At 54.6% G+C, this 19,229-nt stretch carries 18 protein-coding genes; 13 read left to right on the top strand and 5 right to left on the bottom strand.

The genetic code is table 11. The annotated features are described in order from the left end of the window. On the bottom strand, positions 1-351 hold the full coding sequence (hypA, locus tag ACJHX7_RS08600; protein ID WP_001299100.1) for a hydrogenase maturation nickel metallochaperone HypA: 351 nt from the start codon (positions 349-351) through the stop codon (positions 1-3). Positions 352-562: 211 nt separating this feature from the next. On the opposite strand from hypA, the gene hycA reads away from it, so the two are divergent. The 10 genes from hycA to ACJHX7_RS08550 all read left to right on the top strand — a co-directional run bounded on the left by hycA (position 563) and on the right by ACJHX7_RS08550 (position 9,220). Next, positions 563-1,024 (top strand): formate hydrogenlyase regulator HycA, encoded by a 462-nt coding sequence (gene hycA / locus ACJHX7_RS08595; protein WP_000158056.1) that lies wholly within the window; start codon positions 563-565, stop codon positions 1,022-1,024. 124 nt (positions 1,025-1,148) lie between these two features. Beyond that, positions 1,149-1,760 carry a formate hydrogenlyase subunit HycB gene (gene hycB / locus ACJHX7_RS08590; protein WP_001079186.1) on the top strand — a complete coding sequence of 204 codons (612 nt, stop codon included), beginning with the start codon at positions 1,149-1,151 and terminating at the stop codon, positions 1,758-1,760. Continuing rightward, positions 1,757-3,583, top strand: coding sequence for a formate hydrogenlyase subunit 3 (hycC, locus tag ACJHX7_RS08585; protein WP_001274388.1), 1,827 nt, complete (start codon positions 1,757-1,759; stop codon positions 3,581-3,583). The genes hycB and hycC overlap by 4 nt, the downstream gene beginning before the upstream one ends. A gap of 2 nt (positions 3,584-3,585) precedes the next feature. After that, the gene (hycD, locus tag ACJHX7_RS08580) at positions 3,586-4,509 is read left to right on the top strand and encodes a formate hydrogenlyase subunit HycD (RefSeq protein WP_000115226.1); all 924 of its coding nucleotides are present in this window, start codon (positions 3,586-3,588) and stop codon (positions 4,507-4,509) included. Positions 4,510-4,526: 17 nt separating this feature from the next. After that, the gene (hycE, locus tag ACJHX7_RS08575) at positions 4,527-6,236 is read left to right on the top strand and encodes a formate hydrogenlyase subunit HycE (RefSeq protein ID WP_001288122.1); all 1,710 of its coding nucleotides are present in this window, start codon (positions 4,527-4,529) and stop codon (positions 6,234-6,236) included. Positions 6,237-6,245: 9 nt separating this feature from the next. Continuing rightward, entirely contained in the window at positions 6,246-6,788 is a 543-nt protein-coding gene (hycF, locus tag ACJHX7_RS08570) for a formate hydrogenlyase subunit HycF (RefSeq protein WP_000493785.1), read from the top strand. Beyond that, the gene (gene hycG / locus ACJHX7_RS08565) at positions 6,788-7,555 is read left to right on the top strand and encodes a formate hydrogenlyase subunit HycG (RefSeq protein WP_000067399.1); all 768 of its coding nucleotides are present in this window, start codon (positions 6,788-6,790) and stop codon (positions 7,553-7,555) included. Before hycF ends, hycG begins: the two co-directional genes overlap by 1 nt. Beyond that, complete coding sequence (hycH, locus tag ACJHX7_RS08560) at positions 7,552-7,962, top strand: formate hydrogenlyase assembly protein HycH (protein WP_001291914.1); 411 nt, start codon at positions 7,552-7,554, stop codon at positions 7,960-7,962. The genes hycG and hycH overlap by 4 nt, the downstream gene beginning before the upstream one ends. Beyond that, on the top strand, positions 7,955-8,422 hold the full coding sequence (hycI, locus tag ACJHX7_RS08555) for a hydrogenase maturation peptidase HycI (RefSeq protein WP_000132960.1): 468 nt from the start codon (positions 7,955-7,957) through the stop codon (positions 8,420-8,422). The genes hycH and hycI overlap by 8 nt, the downstream gene beginning before the upstream one ends. Positions 8,423-8,464: 42 nt before the next feature. After that, a complete protein-coding gene (locus tag ACJHX7_RS08550) occupies positions 8,465-9,220 on the top strand; it encodes a hypothetical protein (protein WP_001330736.1) in 756 nt (251 codons plus the stop codon). 68 nt (positions 9,221-9,288) lie between these two features. Here the strand turns inward: ACJHX7_RS08550 and ascB are convergent, their stop codons facing one another. Then, entirely contained in the window at positions 9,289-10,713 is a 1,425-nt protein-coding gene (ascB, locus tag ACJHX7_RS08545) for a 6-phospho-beta-glucosidase AscB (protein ID WP_094030072.1), read from the bottom strand. A gap of 8 nt (positions 10,714-10,721) precedes the next feature. Continuing rightward, a complete protein-coding gene (gene ascF, locus ACJHX7_RS08540; protein ID WP_001107868.1) occupies positions 10,722-12,179 on the bottom strand; it encodes a PTS cellobiose/arbutin/salicin transporter subunit IIBC in 1,458 nt (485 codons plus the stop codon). Positions 12,180-12,437: 258 nt separating this feature from the next. Here ascF and ascG point away from each other — a divergent pair, with 258 nt between their 5' ends. The 3 genes from ascG (at position 12,438) to hypF (ending at position 16,517) form a co-directional block, all read left to right on the top strand. After that, entirely contained in the window at positions 12,438-13,448 is a 1,011-nt protein-coding gene (gene ascG / locus ACJHX7_RS08535) for a DNA-binding transcriptional regulator AscG (RefSeq protein ID WP_094030071.1), read from the top strand. Between the two features lie 148 nt (positions 13,449-13,596). Further along, entirely contained in the window at positions 13,597-14,124 is a 528-nt protein-coding gene (gene hydN, locus ACJHX7_RS08530; protein ID WP_063091466.1) for an electron transport protein HydN, read from the top strand. A gap of 152 nt (positions 14,125-14,276) precedes the next feature. Beyond that, positions 14,277-16,517 carry a carbamoyltransferase HypF gene (gene hypF, locus ACJHX7_RS08525; RefSeq protein ID WP_094030054.1) on the top strand — a complete coding sequence of 747 codons (2,241 nt, stop codon included), beginning with the start codon at positions 14,277-14,279 and terminating at the stop codon, positions 16,515-16,517. A 78-nt stretch (positions 16,518-16,595) separates the two neighbouring features. On the opposite strand, the gene norW is transcribed toward hypF, so the two are convergent. Both norW and norV read right to left on the bottom strand, forming a co-directional pair. Further along, positions 16,596-17,729, bottom strand: a complete 1,134-nt coding sequence (norW, locus tag ACJHX7_RS08520) for an NADH:flavorubredoxin reductase NorW (RefSeq protein WP_024235812.1) — start codon at positions 17,727-17,729, stop codon at positions 16,596-16,598. After that, the gene (gene norV, locus ACJHX7_RS08515) at positions 17,726-19,165 is read right to left on the bottom strand and encodes an anaerobic nitric oxide reductase flavorubredoxin (RefSeq protein ID WP_000029622.1); all 1,440 of its coding nucleotides are present in this window, start codon (positions 19,163-19,165) and stop codon (positions 17,726-17,728) included. Before norV ends, norW begins: the two co-directional genes overlap by 4 nt. Positions 19,166-19,229 lie beyond the last annotated feature (64 nt).

Here is a 19,229-nt window from a genome sequence, read left to right as displayed (position 1 = left end):
TCACTCCTGGTCTATTTCTATCCGCCGAATCTGTAAACCGTCGTCTGCCACAATCTGTAGCATGTCACCATGACACTGTGGACAGCGGCGGACGCGCTGGGTCAGTAGCGTCACATACTGTTGGCATGTTTCACACCAGCATTCGGCCTCTTGTTCTTCGAGGTGCAGTTTACAACCTTCCGCCACGCTGCCGCGGCAAACCAGATCAAAACAAAAGGCAAGAGAGCTGGTTTCGACACAAGAAAATGCGCCAATTTTGAGCCAGACCCCAGTTACGCGTTTTGCGCCGTGTTTTGCGGCCTGCTGTTCGATCAATTCCAGTGCCCGTTGGCAGAGGGTTATTTCGTGCATATCGCCTCCCATTAACTATTGCCAGCTACAAGCAATAATTGTGCCAGTGTTGATTATCCCTGCGGTGAATAATGTCGATGATGTCGAAATGACACGTCGACACGGCGACGAAATTCATCTTTAGCTTAGAAATCGCTTTAATAACAATGGATTAAAAGTTGGCACAGAAAATGCTTAAAGCTGGCATCTCTGTTAAACGGGTAACCTGACAATGACTATTTGGGAAATAAGCGAGAAAGCCGATTACATCGCACAGCGGCATCGTCGCCTACAGGACCAGTGGCACATCTACTGCAATTCGCTGGTTCAGGGGATCACGTTATCGAAAGCGCGCCTGCATCACGCCATGAGCTGCGCGCCGGACAAAGAACTCTGTTTCGTCCTTTTTGAACATTTTCGCATTTACGTCACCCTGGCGGATGGCTTTAACAGCCACACCATCGAGTATTACGTCGAAACAAAAGATGGCGAAGACAAACAGCGGATTGCGCAGGCGCAACTGAGCATTGACGGCATGATTGATGGCAAGGTCAACATCCGCGATCGCGAACAGGTTCTGGAACACTATCTCGAAAAAATCGCTGGCGTTTACGACAGCTTATATACCGCCATTGAAAACAATGTGCCGGTGAATTTAAGCCAACTGGTAAAGGGACAAAGCCCGGCAGCATGAGCTGAGGCTTTGCCCGTTTTGCAGGCGTTACGCCTGTTTGGGGATGGGCGTGTCGATGAGTGTCGAAAATGACATTTCATCGGCATGTTTTCGTCAAAAATGACAATCACCTGAGGAATGCCTGGTGAATCGTTTTGTAATTGCTGACTCCACGCTCTGTATCGGCTGCCACACTTGTGAGGCTGCCTGTTCAGAGACGCATCGCCAGCACGGCCTGCAATCAATGCCGCGCCTGCGAGTGATGCTCAATGAAAAAGAATCTGCGCCGCAGCTCTGTCACCACTGTGAAGATGCGCCCTGTGCGGTGGTTTGCCCGGTTAACGCCATCACCCGCGTTGATGGGGCCGTGCAGTTGAATGAAAGTCTGTGCGTAAGCTGCAAACTGTGCGGCATCGCCTGCCCGTTTGGCGCAATTGAATTTTCCGGCAGCCGTCCGCTGGATATTCCGGCAAACGCCAATACCCCGAAAGCGCCACCGGCACCGCCTGCTCCGGCGCGTGTCAGCACATTGCTTGACTGGGTGCCAGGTATTCGCGCGATCGCCGTCAAATGTGACCTTTGTAGCTTTGATGAACAAGGTCCGGCCTGCGTGCGGATGTGCCCGACTAAAGCCCTGCATCTGGTGGATAACACCGATATCGCCCGCGTCAGCAAACGTAAGCGTGAGCTGACCTTTAACACGGACTTTGGCGATCTCACCTTGTTTCAGCAGGCTCAAAGTGGAGAGGCTAAATGAGCGCAATTTCCCTGATCAATAGCGGCGTGGCGTGGTTTGTCGCCGCCGCTGTTCTGGCATTTCTCTTTTCTTTTCAAAAGGCGCTAAGCGGCTGGATAGCCGGAATTGGCGGCGCGGTGGGTAGCCTGTATACGGCAGCCGCGGGCTTTACTGTGCTGACTGGCGCGGTTGGCGTGAGCGGTGCGCTGTCGCTGGTAAGCTACGATGTGCAAATCTCTCCGCTTAACGCGATTTGGCTGATTACGCTCGGTCTGTGCGGTCTGTTTGTCAGCCTCTACAACATTGACTGGCATCGCCACGCGCAGGTGAAGTGCAACGGCTTGCAGATCAATATGTTGATGGCTGCCGCCGTCTGTGCCGTCATCGCCAGCAACCTCGGCATGTTCGTGGTAATGGCCGAAATCATGGCCCTGTGTGCGGTGTTCCTCACCAGCAACAGCAAAGAGGGCAAACTGTGGTTTGCGCTGGGGCGTCTTGGCACTCTGCTGCTGGCGATTGCTTGCTGGCTGCTGTGGCAGCGTTACGGCACGCTGGATCTGCGCCTGCTGGATATGCGTATGCAACAGCTGCCGCTCGGTTCCGATATCTGGCTGCTCGGTGTGATTGGCTTTGGTCTGCTGGCAGGGATTATTCCGCTGCACGGCTGGGTGCCGCAGGCACATGCTAACGCCTCTGCGCCAGCTGCCGCGTTGTTTTCTACGGTAGTCATGAAAATTGGCCTGCTGGGCATTTTAACCCTGTCACTGCTGGGCGGTAACGCACCGCTGTGGTGGGGGATCGCGCTGCTGGTGCTCGGTATGATCACCGCGTTCGTCGGTGGTCTGTATGCGCTGATGGAGCATAACATCCAGCGCCTGCTGGCTTACCACACCCTGGAAAATATCGGCATTATCCTGCTGGGGCTGGGCGCTGGCGTAACGGGTATCGCGCTCGAACAACCGGCGCTGATTGCCCTTGGTCTGGTTGGTGGTCTGTACCATCTGCTTAACCATAGCCTGTTCAAAAGCGTGCTTTTCCTCGGGGCGGGGAGCGTCTGGTTCCGTACCGGTCATCGCGATATCGAAAAACTCGGTGGTATTGGCAAGAAAATGCCGGTTATCTCCATCGCCATGTTAGTCGGGCTGATGGCAATGGCTGCGCTGCCGCCGCTGAACGGTTTTGCCGGGGAATGGGTTATCTATCAATCCTTCTTCAAACTGAGCAATAGTGGCGCGTTTGTTGCCCGTCTTCTCGGGCCGCTGCTCGCCGTGGGGCTGGCAATTACCGGTGCGCTGGCGGTGATGTGTATGGCGAAAGTCTATGGCGTTACTTTCCTCGGCGCGCCGCGTACCAAAGAAGCCGAAAACGCCACCTGTGCGCCGCTCCTGATGAGCGTAAGCGTAGTGGCACTGGCGATTTGCTGCGTAATTGGCGGTGTTGCTGCGCCGTGGCTGCTGCCGATGCTCTCTGCTGCTGTACCTCTGCCGCTGGAGCCTGCTAACACCACCGTTTCTCAACCCATGATCACGTTGCTGCTGATTGCCTGCCCGCTGCTGCCATTCATCATTATGGCGATTTGCAAAGGCGATCGTTTGCCGTCGCGTTCCCGCGGCGCGGCCTGGGTGTGCGGCTACGATCATGAAAAATCAATGGTGATTACCGCTCACGGTTTTGCCATGCCGGTGAAACAGGCGTTTGCGCCGGTGCTGAAACTACGCAAATGGCTGAATCCGGTGTCGCTGGTGCCGGGCTGGCAGTGCGAGGGGAGTGCGTTGCTGTTCCGCCGGATGGCGCTGGTTGAACTGGCGGTGCTGGTGGTGATTATTGTTTCACGAGGAGCCTGAGAATGAGTGTTTTATATCCGTTAATTCAGGCGCTGGTGCTATTTGCCGTTGCGCCGCTGCTCTCCGGTATTACCCGCGTAGCGCGCGCCCGTCTGCATAACCGTCGTGGGCCGGGTGTGTTGCAGGAGTATCGTGACATTATCAAACTGCTGGGCCGCCAGAGCGTTGGCCCGGATGCCTCCGGCTGGGTGTTCCGCTTGACGCCGTATGTGATGGTGGGCGTCATGCTGACTATCGCCACTGCGCTGCCGGTGGTGACCGTCGGTTCTCCGCTGCCGCAACTGGGCGATTTGATCACCTTACTGTATCTCTTCGCCATCGCGCGTTTCTTCTTTGCCATTTCTGGTCTGGATACCGGTAGCCCGTTTACCGCTATCGGCGCGAGCCGTGAAGCGATGCTTGGCGTGTTGGTTGAACCGATGCTGCTGCTTGGTCTGTGGGTCGCCGCACAGGTTGCCGGTTCCACCAACATCAGCAACATCACCGACACCGTTTATCACTGGCCACTGAGCCAGAGCATCCCGCTGGTGCTGGCGCTTTGTGCCTGTGCGTTCGCCACTTTTATCGAAATGGGCAAACTGCCGTTCGACCTGGCGGAAGCCGAGCAGGAGTTGCAGGAAGGTCCGCTCTCTGAGTACAGCGGCAGCGGTTTTGGCGTCATGAAATGGGGCATCAGCCTGAAACAGCTGGTGGTGTTGCAGATGTTCGTCGGGGTGTTTATTCCGTGGGGACAAATGGAAACCTTCACCGTCGGTGGGCTGCTGCTGGCGCTGGTGATTGCCATCGTCAAACTGGTGGTTGGCGTCCTGGTTATCGCGCTGTTCGAAAACAGCATGGCCCGTCTGCGTCTTGATATTACTCCGCGCATTACCTGGGCCGGGTTTGGCTTTGCATTTTTAGCGTTCGTCTCCTTGCTGGCGGCGTGATTAAAGAGAGTTTGAGCATGTCTGAAGAAAAATTAGGTCAACATTATCTCGCCGCGCTGAATGAGGCATTTCCGGGCGTCGTGCTGGACCACGCCTGGCAGACCAAAGATCAGCTGACCGTCACCGTGAAGGTAAACTACCTGCCGGAAGTGGTGGAGTTTCTCTATTACAAGCAGGGTGGCTGGCTGTCGGTGCTGTTTGGTAACGACGAACGCAAACTGAATGGTCATTACGCCGTTTACTACGTGCTGTCGATGGAGAAGGGCACCAAATGCTGGATAACCGTGCGCGTCGAAGTTGACGCCAACAAACCGGAGTATCCTTCCGTGACGCCGCGCGTTCCGGCGGCGGTGTGGGGCGAGCGTGAAGTGCGCGATATGTACGGTTTGATTCCGGTTGGTCTGCCGGATGAACGCCGTCTGGTGCTGCCGGATGACTGGCCGGATGAACTTTATCCTCTGCGTAAAGACAGCATGGATTATCGTCAGCGTCCGGCACCGACTACCGATGCTGAAACCTACGAGTTCATCAACGAACTGGGCGACAAGAAAAACAACGTCGTGCCGATTGGTCCCCTGCACGTCACTTCTGACGAACCGGGTCACTTCCGTCTGTTTGTCGATGGTGAAAACATTATCGACGCCGACTACCGCCTGTTCTACGTCCATCGCGGCATGGAAAAACTGGCGGAAACCCGTATGGGTTACAACGAAGTGACCTTCCTCTCTGACCGTGTGTGCGGGATCTGCGGCTTTGCTCACAGCACCGCCTATACCACGTCGGTGGAAAACGCGATGGGTATTCAGGTGCCAGAACGCGCGCAGATGATCCGCGCCATTCTGCTGGAGGTAGAACGCCTGCACTCGCATCTGCTCAATCTCGGCCTGGCCTGTCACTTTACCGGCTTCGACTCCGGCTTTATGCAGTTCTTCCGCGTGCGTGAAACCTCCATGAAAATGGCAGAGATCCTTACCGGTGCACGTAAAACCTACGGCCTGAACCTGATCGGCGGGATTCGTCGCGATCTGCTGAAAGACGACATGATCCAGACCCGCCAACTGGCACAACAGATGCGTCGTGAAGTGCAGGAGCTGGTGGATGTGCTGCTGAGCACACCGAACATGGAACAACGCACCGTCGGCATTGGTCGTCTGGACCCGGAAATCGCTCGCGACTTCAGTAACGTTGGCCCGATGGTTCGTGCCAGCGGTCACGCCCGTGATACCCGTGCCGATCACCCGTTTGTTGGTTATGGCCTGCTGCCAATGGAAGTCCACAGCGAGCAGGGCTGCGACGTTATTTCCCGTCTGAAAGTGCGTATCAACGAAGTCTATACCGCGCTGAATATGATCGATTACGGTCTGGATAACTTGCCGGGCGGCCCGCTGATGGTGGAAGGCTTTACCTACATTCCGCACCGTTTCGCGCTGGGCTTTGCCGAAGCGCCGCGCGGCGACGATATCCACTGGAGCATGACCGGCGACAACCAGAAGCTGTACCGCTGGCGCTGCCGTGCGGCGACCTACGCGAACTGGCCGACCCTGCGCTACATGCTGCGCGGCAACACCGTTTCCGATGCGCCGCTGATTATCGGTAGCCTGGACCCTTGCTACTCCTGTACCGACCGCATGACCGTGGTCGATGTGCGTAAGAAAAAGAGCAAAGTGGTGCCGTACAAAGAACTCGAGCGCTACAGCATTGAGCGTAAAAACTCGCCGCTGAAATAAGGAATCGCCATGTTTACCTTTATCAAAAAAGTTATCAAAACCGGCACGGCGACCTCGTCTTATCCGCTGGAGCCGATTGCGGTTGATAAAAACTTCCGTGGTAAGCCAGAGCAGAACCCGCAGCAGTGCATCGGCTGCGCGGCCTGCGTCAATGCCTGCCCGTCAAACGCCTTAACGGTTGAAACCGACCTCGCCACAGGAGAGCTTGCCTGGGAGTTTAATCTCGGGCGCTGCATCTTCTGTGGACGCTGCGAAGAAGTTTGCCCGACGGCGGCGATCAAACTGTCGCAAGAGTACGAACTGGCGGTGTGGAAGAAAGAAGACTTCCTGCAACAGTCCCGCTTCGCGCTGTGCAACTGTCGCGTCTGCAATCGTCCTTTCGCCGTCCAGAAAGAGATCGACTACGCCATTGCGCTGCTTAAGCACAACGGCGACAGCCGCGCGGAAAACCACCGCGAAAGCTTTGAGACTTGCCCGGAATGTAAGCGCCAGAAATGCCTGGTGCCGTCCGACCGTATTGAACTGACTCGCCATATGAAAGAGGCCATCTGATGAGCAATTTATTAGGCCCCCGTGACGCTAACGGCATTCCGGTCCCGATGACGGTGGATGAATCCATCGCCAGCATGAAGGCGTCGTTACTGAAAAAAATCAAACGTTCTGCCTACGTTTATCGCGTGGACTGCGGCGGCTGCAACGGCTGCGAAATCGAAATTTTCGCCACGCTTTCGCCGCTGTTTGATGCAGAACGCTTCGGCATTAAAGTCGTTCCTTCACCGCGTCATGCGGATATTTTACTGTTTACCGGCGCGGTCACCCGTGCAATGCGATCCCCTGCGCTGCGTGCGTGGCAGTCCGCGCCGGACCCGAAAATCTGTATCTCCTACGGTGCCTGCGGTAACAGCGGCGGGATCTTCCACGATCTCTACTGCGTGTGGGGCGGTACGGATAAAATCGTCCCGGTAGATGTCTACATCCCTGGCTGCCCGCCAACGCCAGCCGCTACGCTATACGGCTTTGCAATGGCGCTCGGCCTGCTGGAGCAGAAAATTCACGCCCGTGGCCCGGGTGAGCAGGATGAACAACCGGCGGAAATCCTTCATGGCGATATGGTGCAGCCGCTGCGTGTGAAAGTGGATCGCGAAGCACGCCGCCTGGCGGGTTATCGTTACGGTCGCCAGATTGCCGATGATTTCCTGACGCAATTAGGGCAGGGCGAAGAACAGGTTGCACGCTGGCTGGAAGCGGAAAACGATCCGCGTCTGAACGAGATTGTCAGCCATCTGAATCATGTTGTTGAAGAGGCGCGTATCCGATGAGTGAAAAGGTGGTGTTCAGTCAACTGAGCCGTAAATTTATTGATGAGAACGATGCCACGCCCGCCGAGGCGCAGCAGGTGGTCTATTACAGCCTGGCGATTGGTCACCACCTTGGGGTTATCGATTGCCTGGAAGCGGCGCTCACCTGCCCGTGGGATGACTATCTGGCATGGATTGCCACTCTGGAGGCGGGCAGCGAAGCCCGCCGTAAAATGGAAGGCGTGCCGAAGTACGGTGAGATCGTCATCGACATTAACCATGTGCCGATGCTGGCTAACGCATTCGATAAAGCCCGGGCAGCGCAAACTTCGCAGCAGAAAGAATGGAGTACCATGCTGTTAAGTATGCTGCATGATATTTATCAGGAAAATGCCATCTATTTGATGGTGAGGAGATTGCGTGACTGACGTTTTACTCTGTGTTGGCAATAGCATGATGGGCGATGATGGCGCAGGCCCGCTGCTGGCGGAAAAGTGCGCCGCCGCGCCGAAAGGTAACTGGGTGGTGATTGACGGCGGTAGCGCACCGGAAAACGATATCGTCGCCATCCGTGAACTGCGCCCGACACGACTGCTGATTGTCGACGCCACGGATATGGGGCTAAACCCCGGCGAGATCCGCATCATCGACCCGGATGACATCGCCGAGATGTTTATGATGACTACCCATAACATGCCGCTGAACTACCTTATCGACCAGTTGAAAGAAGACATTGGCGAAGTGATTTTCCTCGGCATCCAGCCGGATATCGTCGGCTTTTACTACCCGATGACCCAGCCGATTAAAGACGCGGTAGAAACCGTTTATCAACGGCTGGAAGGCTGGGAAGGGAATGGCGGCTTCGCGCAGTTAGCGGTGGAAGAATAATTCTTCATTAGGGAATTCAGGGAATTGAACATCAAAACAGGGATGTGCGCTTTTTTATTGAGCTTAGTGCTGCCTGCACAGGCCACCAGCTTTACCGAATATCTGCCAATGAGTGACAGCGAATACGCGCAAAAGCGGGCGCTGAAACCTCTCTTAAACATGCCTTATGATGCCGAGCAAACCTGGCATTTTAGAAAAGTGGGCGTTGCTGGCGTGACGCTTGAAAAGATGCCAAATGATGATAGTGAATGGCAATTGAACGGTAAAGATCGCGCCGGTAAATCCTGGTCTGTGCCTGTGGGGGGGCTGCAAAATATGGCGGGTAATGCGCAACTTTACCGTGCCGATCTTGATCGTAACGGCATTCAGGATCTGGTTATCTGGCGGGGTATTTCAGGAAATGGTCTGGCACCTAACGCGTTTTTGATTCTGATGACCTTTAATCAGCAAGGTCGCCCGTGTGTTTTTCAGTCCGATGGTTTTTATAGCGCAAGTGAAACTGGCATTGATGATTTGCTGGATTTACAAAGGAATGGTCACACGCAATTGCTGGATATGCAGTTTGATTCCGGTTACTGGATAACCAGTCTGTATCAGGTAAAAGACGCCAAATGGCAGCGTGTTCACGGCTGGTTTGGCAAGTTAAGCTATCCCGCGCTCACGCGTTTTACTTATACCCCCAACCGTAAACTCGTCCTCAAACCCATCGCCGGGCGCGACCCGCAAACGGAAGATCTGGCACTGACGCAGAGTTGCTTGATAAAGGGGGATGTTCTTGATGGGGTGAACCAGCTCTGATGCCAAACGCCAGATTGCCCGATGCGCTACGCTTATCGGGCCTTCCTGGTTCGTGCGACGGTAGTTGCTTACTCTAAATCCTCACCATTACTGGCAATCACTTTTTTATACCACCAGAACGATGTCTTACGCGTGCGCGCCAGCGTGCCGTTGCCTGCATCGTCACGGTCTACATAGACAAAACCGTAGCGTTTGCTCATTTCACCCGTTGAGGCGGAAACCAAATCAATACAGCCCCAGGTGGTGTAGCCCATCAGCGGAATGCCATCTGCAATCGCTTCGCCCATTGCGCGGATATGTTCGCGTAAATAGCTGATGCGATAGTCATCGTTAATCTCACCATTGGCAGCAAATTCATCTTTTGCGCCCAGGCCGTTTTCCACCAGAAACAGCGGCTTCTGATAACGGTCGTACATCATATTCATGGTGATACGCAGACCGAGTGGATCAATACCCCAGCCCCAGTCGCTTACCTGTAGATATGGGTTACGCAGCGATTTCACCACGTTCGCCGCACTGCTGTTGTTGGCGTTCATCTCCGCCGAGGCGCAGCGCGAGGCGTAATAGCTGAAGGAGACAAAATCGACGGTGTTTTTCAGGATTTCATCATCGCCCGGTGCTTTGTTGATGGTTACCCCTTTTTCGCGGAATACGCGGGAAGAGTAAGCCGGATACGCGCCGCGCGCCTGCACATCGATAAAAAACAGGTTTTCCCGATCTTTCTCCAGCGCCGCCCAGACATCTTCCGGCTTGCAACTGTAAGGGTAGAAGTTACCGCCCGCCAGCATACAGCCCACCTGATTTTGCGGGTTAACCTCATGGGCTATTTTGGTGGCTAGCGCACTGGCAACCAGCTGGTGATGCGCGGCCTGATATTTCACCTGATCCTGATTTTCCCCTTCTTCAAACACCAGACCCGCGCCGGAGAACGGGCTATGCAACATAATGTTGATTTCATTGAAGGTAAGCCAGTATTTCACCAGACCATCAAATGCTACAAAGCAAGTCCGGGCGTAGCGGCTGAAAAACTCCACCAGCTTGCGGTTACGCCAGGAGCCATATTCGGTGACCAGATGCATCGGCACATCGAAGTGGCACAACGTGACCAGCGGTTCGATACCGTACTTTTTACACTCTTCAAAGACAGAACGGTAAAAAGCAATGCCCTGCTGGTTGGGCGTCAGTTCATCGCCCTGCGGGAAGAGGCGGCTCCAGGCAATTGAGGTACGGAACACTTTGAATCCCATCTCTGCCATCAGGGCGATATCTTCTTTATAACGATGATAAAAATCCGTCGCCTCATGGCTGGGATAAAACTCGTCATCGCGCAACTGAAAACGTTTTTCCAGTCCCAGTTTCACCGCCATTCGATGCTCGCCGTGTGGGATCATATCGACGGTGGTCAGCCCTTTGCCACCTTCACGGTACGCACCTTCAGACTGGTTGGCGGCAAGCGCGCCGCCCCATAAAAAACCTTGCGGAAATACTGACATTTTCATCCTCAATTAAGACTTACTTCTTTGGCGACGGTCGGTTGTGCGCTCTGATGCTTTCGCGCCTCGGCAGTCGCTTCCTCAACAGGAATATCCTCAAAGCCGAGCAACAGTGTGAGGATGAACGACAGCACGACCGCCAGCGCCATGACGGCGAACACCCAGACGATGCTCATTGGATTCGCCGGATCGAAGAACTGCACGCTGGTAAATAGCCCCGGCGCTGCCATTGAGTGGCTGGCAAGCCCCGCCATACCGGCAACCGCGCCGCAAATAAAACCGCTGATAAGACTGGCGATAAGCGGACGTTTCAGGCGGATCGCCACGCCATATAACGCCGGTTCGGAAATCCCCGCCATAATGGCTGATGCCGCCGCTGCGAGCGCCGTCTGGCGCAGTTCCGGGTTTTTCGTTTTCCACGCCACCGCCAGTGATGAACCGCCCAGCGACAGGTTAGCGCCGATCTCTGACGGCATGACCATCCCTTCTTTGCCGGTTTCGGCAATGGTCTGAATGATGGTTGGCGTAAAGACGCGGTGCATCCCGGTCATTACCAGCAGAGGCCACAGCGCACCCATAATGGCGACTGAAAGCCAGCCCAGATAACCATGAATGGTGTAAACCAGCGCCGAAATGGCGCTACCGATCCAGATACCAATCGGGCCAATCAGCAGGATTGCCAGCGGTGCGGCAATCAACACAATCAGCATTGGTTTGAGGAAGTTTTTCGTCACCGCCGGGGTAATGCTGTCCACCCAGCGTTCGATATATGACAGGCACCAGGTCATCACCAGCGCCGGGATCACCGTGTAGGTGTATTTCACCGCGGTGACCGGAATCAGGGCAAATTCAACATGTTCACCCTGGGCCGCTTTCGCCATCAGTTCAATAAAGCTCGGATGTACCAGCACACCCGCGATGGCAATCGCCAGCGACATATTGGTTTTAAATTTGATGGCGGCAGAAGCCGCGACCATCAGCGGCAGGAAGAAGAAAGCACCGTCACCAATCACATTCAGAATGGTTAAGGTCGGCGATCCTTTTGTCAGCACGCCGCTCATCTCGAGGATCATCGCCAGCAGTTTGACCATCGATCCGCCGATAATCGCCGGGATCAGCGGTGACATGGTGCCGATCAGCGCATCGAGGATCCCCGCACCAATGCGACGCAGCGTGAGTTTGGGTTTACCCACGGGCTGTGCGGGCTGCATATCTCCCGGCAGCAGGCTGACGACTTCCTGAAAGGCTTGTGAAACGGTATTGCCGATAATCACCTGACACTGGTTGTCACTACGTACCACGCCGAGCACGCCGGGGATGGTTTTCAACGTCGGACTGTCGATAAGCTGGTCATCTTTGATAACAAAGCGCAAACGCGTCATACAGTGCGTGACTGCCGAGATGTTATCAACGCCGCCCAGTGCCGCTATTACCGAGCGTGCCAGCGCCGCATAATTTTTGGCCATCGGATTTTATCCTGTTATCAGTAGGGTAGATGTAGTTGTTATCAGTCGACGTGACGGAAAATGCCGATGCTGAAACGGAATTAGGAAACCGGTTTCACAAAATCATGAATAGTTGTCACTAAATAAGCAAGAGAGTTAATTGTTCATTTTTTATATTTGTGAAACCGGTCACCTGAATATTTTTCCCGCCGATTGCGCAAGGACAATCGGCAAACGGTGCAGTACACTGCGTTGATTGCGTATAAAGGGATGAAAATGATGACGACGATGCTGGAAGTGGCGAAGCGCGCCGGGGTTTCAAAAGCGACCGTTTCCCGCGTGCTTTCAGGTAATGGCTACGTCAGCCAGGAGACTAAAGATCGCGTGTTTCAGGCGGTAGAAGAGAGCGGTTACCGCCCAAATTTGCTGGCCCGCAATCTGTCGGCGAAAAGTACCCAGACGCTGGGGCTGGTAGTGACTAACACGCTTTACCACGGCATTTATTTTAGTGAATTACTGTTTCATGCCGCGCGAATGGCGGAAGAGAAAGGGCGGCAGTTGCTATTGGCAGATGGTAAACACAGCGCCGAAGAAGAGCGCCAGGCGATTCAGTATCTGCTGGATCTGCGCTGCGACGCGATCATGATTTATCCGCGCTTTTTAAGCGTGGATGAAATTGATGACATCATTGACGCGCACAGTCAGCCGATAATGGTGCTTAATCGCCGCCTGCGCAAAAATAGCAGCCATAGCGTCTGGTGCGATCATAAACAGACCAGCTTTAACGCCGTGGCAGAGTTGATAAACGCCGGGCATCAGGAGATTGCTTTCCTTACCGGCTCGATGGATTCCCCCACCAGCGTTGAACGTCTTGCCGGGTATAAAGACGCGCTGTCGCAGCATGGTATTGCGCTCAATGAAAAACTTATCGCTAACGGTAAATGGACGCCCGCCAGCGGGACCGAAGGGGTAGAAACGTTGCTCGAACGTGGGGCTAAATTTAGCGCGTTAGTTGCCAGTAACGACGATATGGCGATAGGTGCGATGAAAGCGTTGCACGAGCGCGGCGTAGCGGTGCCAGAGCAGGTGTCAGTTGTCGGATTCGATGATATCGCTATTGCCCCCTACACCGTTCCGGCGCTCTCCAGCGTAAAAATTCCGGTGACTGAGATGATTCAGGAAATAATTGGGCGGCTGATATTTATGCTCGATGGTGGTGCTTACACACCGCCGAAAACCTTCAGCGGAAAACTGATCCGCCGCGACTCCCTCATTGATCTTTCGCGATAAACATTGTCATCACATGTCATCGTCACTAGTGTCGATGACATCGTTTTTCCTGCATTACAGAATTTAATTTCTTTAAATAACAGTAAATTAAAAACTGGCATGATTTGTGAATGTATCGGCGCATTAACTGTCATTGCTGGAGAATTTGATGAACCGTTTCATCATTGCTGACGCGAGTAAATGTATTGGTTGCCGTACCTGTGAAGTGGCGTGCGTGGTTTCTCATCAGGAGAATCAGGACTGTGCATCGCTGACCCCGGAAACTTTTTTACCGCGAATCCATGTCATTAAAGGTGTGAACATTTCTACGGCAACAGTCTGCCGTCAGTGTGAAGATGCACCGTGCGCTAACGTCTGCCCGAATGGTGCTATCAGCCGTGATAAAGGGTTTGTTCATGTGATGCAGGAACGTTGCATTGGTTGCAAAACCTGCGTTGTGGCTTGCCCGTATGGCGCGATGGAAGTGGTAGTGCGTCCGGTGATTCGCAACAGCGGCGCAGGGCTTAACGTACGCGCTGACAAAGCCGAAGCTAATAAATGCGACCTCTGTAACCATCGTGAAGACGGCCCGGCCTGTATGGCTGCTTGCCCGACCCATGCGCTGATTTGTGTCGATCGTAATAAACTTGAACTACTGAGCGCAGAAAAACGCCGCCGCACAGCGCTGATGTTCTAAAAATCTTACTGAACTGTTCTGGCATCAAAGGAATTCCAGGAAATATTCGTAGAATACGGAGCGGGCGGTATCGCCGACCTGTGATTGCCGGATACGACGCTGTCGTGTCCGGCAGGGCGGGTTACGCAATTCATGATGGCGGGAATAACTCAATGGCAAAAAACACATCTTGCGGTGTCCAACTGCGTATTCGTGGCAAAGTGCAGGGCGTCGGTTTTCGTCCGTTTGTCTGGCAGTTGGCACAGCAATTAAATCTTCACGGCGATGTCTGTAATGACGGCGATGGCGTAGAAGTCCGGCTGCTGGAAGCCCCGGAAACGTTTCTTGTTCAATTGCATCAGCACTGCCCGCCGCTGGCGCGTATTGATAGCGTCGAGCGTGAGCCGTTTATCTGGTCACAACTGCCCACTGAGTTCACTATCTGCCAGAGCACAGGCGGCACCATGAATACGCAAATTGTCCCGGATGCCGCCACTTGCCCTGCTTGCCTTGCCGAAATGAATACCCCGGGCGAGCGGCGTTATCGTTATCCGTTTATCAACTGTACCCACTGCGGCCCGCGTTTCACCATTATTCGCGCGATGCCTTACGACCGCCCGTTTACCGTGATGGCGGCGTTTCCGCTGTGTCCGGCTTGTGACAAAGAGTACCGCGACCCGCTCGATCGTCGCTTCCACGCCCAGCCGGTGGCCTGCCCGGAGTGTGGCCCACATCTTGAATGGGTAAGTCATGGTGAACATGCAGAACAAGAGGCGGCATTACAGGCGGCTATCGCACAGTTAAAAATGGGCAACATTGTCGCCATCAAAGGGATTGGCGGATTTCATCTCGCCTGCGATGCGCGTAACAGTAACGCGGTGGCGACACTACGGGCACGTAAACATCGCCCGGCGAAACCGCTGGCGGTCATGTTGCCAGTGGCTGACGGTTTACCAGACGCTGCGCGCCAGTTGCTTACCACGCCCGCCGCGCCGATTGTGCTGGTGGATAAAAAATACATACCTGAGCTTTGTGATGATATCGCCCCTGGCCTTAACGAAGTTGGGGTGATGTTGCCTGCGAACCCGCTCCAGCATTTGCTGTTACAGGAACTGCAATGCCCGCTGGTGATGACCTCCGGCAACCTGAGCGGTAAACCACCAGCTATCAGCAACGAACAGGCGCTGGCGGATTTGCAGGGCATTGCCGACGGATTCTTGATACATAACCGCGACATCGTGCAGCGGATGGATGATTCGGTGGTGCGCGAAAGCGGCGAAATGCTGCGCCGTTCGCGGGGGTATGTGCCGGATGCGCTGGCTTTGCCTCCGGGCTTTAAAAATGTTCCGCCTGTGCTGTGTCTCGGCGCGGATCTGAAAAATACCTTCTGCCTGGTGCGCGGTGAACAAGCGGTGTTGAGTCAGCATCTGGGCGATTTAAGTGACGATGGCATCCAGATGCAGTGGCGCGAAGCGTTACGCCTGATGCAAAACATCTACGATTTTACCCCGCAATACGTTGTGCATGACGCACATCCGGGCTATGTCTCCAGCCAGTGGGCGCGCGAAATGAATCTGCCGACGCAAACGGTGCTGCATCATCATGCCCACGCGGCGGCGTGTCTGGCAGAACATCACTGGCCACTGGAGGGCGGTGATGTCATTGCTTTGACGCTCGACGGTATCGGTATGGGGGAGAACGGCGCTTTGTGGGGCGGCGAGTGTCTGCGGGTGAACTATCGCGAATGCCAGCACCTGGGCGGCTTGCCAGCGGTGGCGCTTGCTGGGGGCGATTTGGCTGCAAAGCAGCCGTGGCGTAACCTGCTGGCGCAGTGCCTGCGCTTTGTGCCGGAGTGGCAGAATTACCCTGAAACGGCAAGTGTGCAACAGCAAAACTGGAGCGTGCTGGCGCGGGCCATTGAGCGTGGAATTAACGCGCCGCTGGCGTCATCGTGTGGGCGTTTGTTTGATGCTGTGGCGGCGGCACTGGGCTGTGCGCCAGCCACGTTAAGTTATGAAGGTGAAGCGGCTTGTGCTCTGGAGGCGCTCGCAGCTTCATGCGACGGAGTGACGCATCCGGTGACGATGCCGCTGGTGGACAATCAACTGGATCTCGCCACTTTCTGGCAGCAGTGGCTGAACTGGCAGGCACCGGTTAATCAACGCGCGTGGGCGTTTCATGATGCGCTGGCGCAGGGTTTTGCCGCGTTGATGCGTGAGCAGGCCACGATGCGCGGTATCACTACGCTGGTATTTAGCGGTGGGGTTATTCATAACCGATTGCTGCGTACACGCCTGGCGCATTATCTCGCTGATTTCACATTACTCTTTCCGCAGAGTTTACCGGCGGGTGATGGCGGCTTGTCTCTGGGGCAGGGGGTTATTGCTGCGGCGCGCATCCTGCATGCTGCATAGTGGCGGATGTGGCGTAACTAAGCGTTAAAAGTAGCGCGGACAGTCCCCTCGCCCTTTGGGCGAGGGAGAAAACCATGCCTACATCGGCAACGTTTTCAACAATCCAAACGCCTCTTTCATCCGATCCTCACTGACCACAAAGGCGCGAAGCTGGTCTGTATCGTCAACGCCGCGTGCCACCATTCCCTGATGTTCGGTACAAATCTGCCAGCGCAAATCCCGACGCTGGGTTTCGCCTGCCAGATGAAGCGGTAATTCCGGCGTTTTGATTTTTACCAGCATCGCCGGTAGTTTCAGCGGCGTGTTATTGCCGAGAAGATTTTTTGCCAGCACCATCGCGCTAAGTTGAATCGGCTGGAGGAACGGCAATACCTGACCGTTAATTTCCGCGCAATCGCCCAGCGCATAAATATCGGCATTACTGGTTTGCAGATAACTATCGACGCAAACGCCACGATTAATCGTCAGCCCGGCGCGTCGTGCCAGGGCGGTTTCCGGGCGCAGTCCGGTGGCGGCAATTACCGCATCCACTTCGATGCAGCGCTGGCGGTCCAGCGTTACCAGAATGCCAGAATCTGTTTTTTCCAGTCCCTGCAACTGAGATTTTAACAGCAGATGAACGCTCATCTCCGTCAACCGATGCTGCAAGCGGCTGCTTACTTCCGGTGGCATTAACGACGCCAGAATACTGGCAGCGTTGTCGATCAGCGTGACCGCTTTGCCTGCCCGACAAAAATCCATCGCCAGCTCGCTACCAATCAAGCCACCGCCAACAATCAACACGCGTCGGGCATCCCGCAGTTGCGTTTCACAGGCGCGATACTCTTGCTGACTATTTAACGTCAGCATTAACTCACGCCCGGGCACTGGCGGGACAAAGGCGCTGGCACCGGTTGCCAGCACTAACTTGTCGTATTGCCACTGATTATTCTGACTTTTCACCACATGGGCTTCGGCATCGATATCCGTTACCCAGGTGTGCGGAAACAGGCGCAGATTAAACTGCTCGGCAAATTCACCTGCCGTCTGGCGGGTAAGGTCGTCGGCACGTTGCCCCTGACTGATAACATGGCTGAGGTCAGGTTTGTTGTACTCATCCATGCTGTCGGCGGCAATCAGAGTTAATGGAATACTGGCGTCCTGTTTGCGAATATTTTTCACCAGTTGGCGGGCGGCGAAGCCCGAACCAATGATCACAATGCTGTTGCTCATTTTGCCTCCGATGCCAGTTCGTCAAAGACGTCTTTGCCGAGAGAGCATTCCGGGCACAGGAAGTTATCCGGGACTTCACTCCACGGCGTTCCTGGCGCAACGTCCTGCATTGGCTCACCTTTTGCCGGATCGTAAATCCACTGGCAGACGCTGCATTGCATCCGTGGGCCGAGGTCAGCCGTCGTGGTGGCAGAGGTTTCTTCTTTAACTACCGTATTCACCGTGCTCTGCGGCAGCGGCGCGAGCGCCCACTGACGGGCGATTTCGCGACCGTGTTCACGGCATAACTCCAGAGCGTCCTGGTCCGGTCGCCATTTGGCTTTCAGGCTAAGCGACATTTCGAAACCCGCATCCTGCAGGCGCGTGGAAAGACGATCCACCGCACCGCCGCTCCAGCCGTGAGAGCCGAAAGCACTGGCGCGTTTGTTACGGAAGCGTAATCCGGTCATCTCCTCCACCAGCCCGGCGATTTTCGGCATCATCACATTATTCATCGTCGAAGTGCCGACCAGGACGCCTTTTGAGCGGAAGACATTGGTCAGGATTTCGTTTTTATCGCTTCGGGCAACGTTGAAAATTTTCACCGCCACGCGTGGGTCGGTTTCCGCAATCCCCTGGGCGATAGCGTCAGCCATCATGCGGGTGTTATTCGACATGGTGTCGTAGAAAATGGTGATTCTGTCTTCCTGATAATCCGCCGCCCATTTCAGGTACAGCTCGACAATTTGCGTCGGGTTATCGCGCCATACCACGCCGTGAGAGGTCGCTATCATATCGACTGGCAAGTTAAAGCCCAGGATCTCGGTAATTTTCGGCGTTACCAGGCGGCTGAACGGCGTCAGGATATTGGCGTAGTAACGCTGGCACTGCTCGAAAAGCTCCGTCTGATCCACTTCATCGTTGAACAGATGCTCGTCGCAGTAGTGCTGACCGAAAGCATCGTTACTGAACAGCACCGCGTCGCCTGTCAGGTAAGTCATCATACTGTCCGGCCAGTGCAGCATTGGCGTTTCGACAAAAATGAGCTGTTTGCCGTTGCCGATATCCAGCGTGTCGCCTGTTTTCACCACATTAAAATTCCACTCCGGATGATGGTGATGACCATTTATCGAGTCGATAGCGTTGGCAGTACAGTAGATCGGCGTATCGGGAATTTGTGCCATCAGTTCGGTCAGCGCCCCGGCGTGGTCCTCTTCAGCATGGTTAATTACGATGTAATCGATATCCGCCAGATCGATTTCATTACGCAGGTTCTGCACAAATTCGCGGCTGAATTTATGGTCAACGGTGTCGATCAGCACGTTTTTTTCTTCGCGGATGAGGTAGCTGTTGTAGCTGCTGCCGCGCAGCGTTTTATATTCTGTACCGTGAAAATCACGTACTTCCCAGTCACGTTGACCAACCCAATGAATGTTATTTTTCACCACAATAGACATAGCAACCTCAATTTATTCAGCGTGTTCTAAAAAGATGTCTTGCTAATTGCAGATTGCGTGCCAG

Source organism: Escherichia sp. WS1451 (genome assembly GCF_046487365.1).
Taxonomy (GTDB): Bacteria; Pseudomonadota; Gammaproteobacteria; order Enterobacterales; family Enterobacteriaceae; genus Escherichia; species Escherichia coli.
The sequence above is the reverse complement of the archived record's forward strand: the minus strand, read 5'-3'. Positions and strand labels throughout refer to the sequence as shown.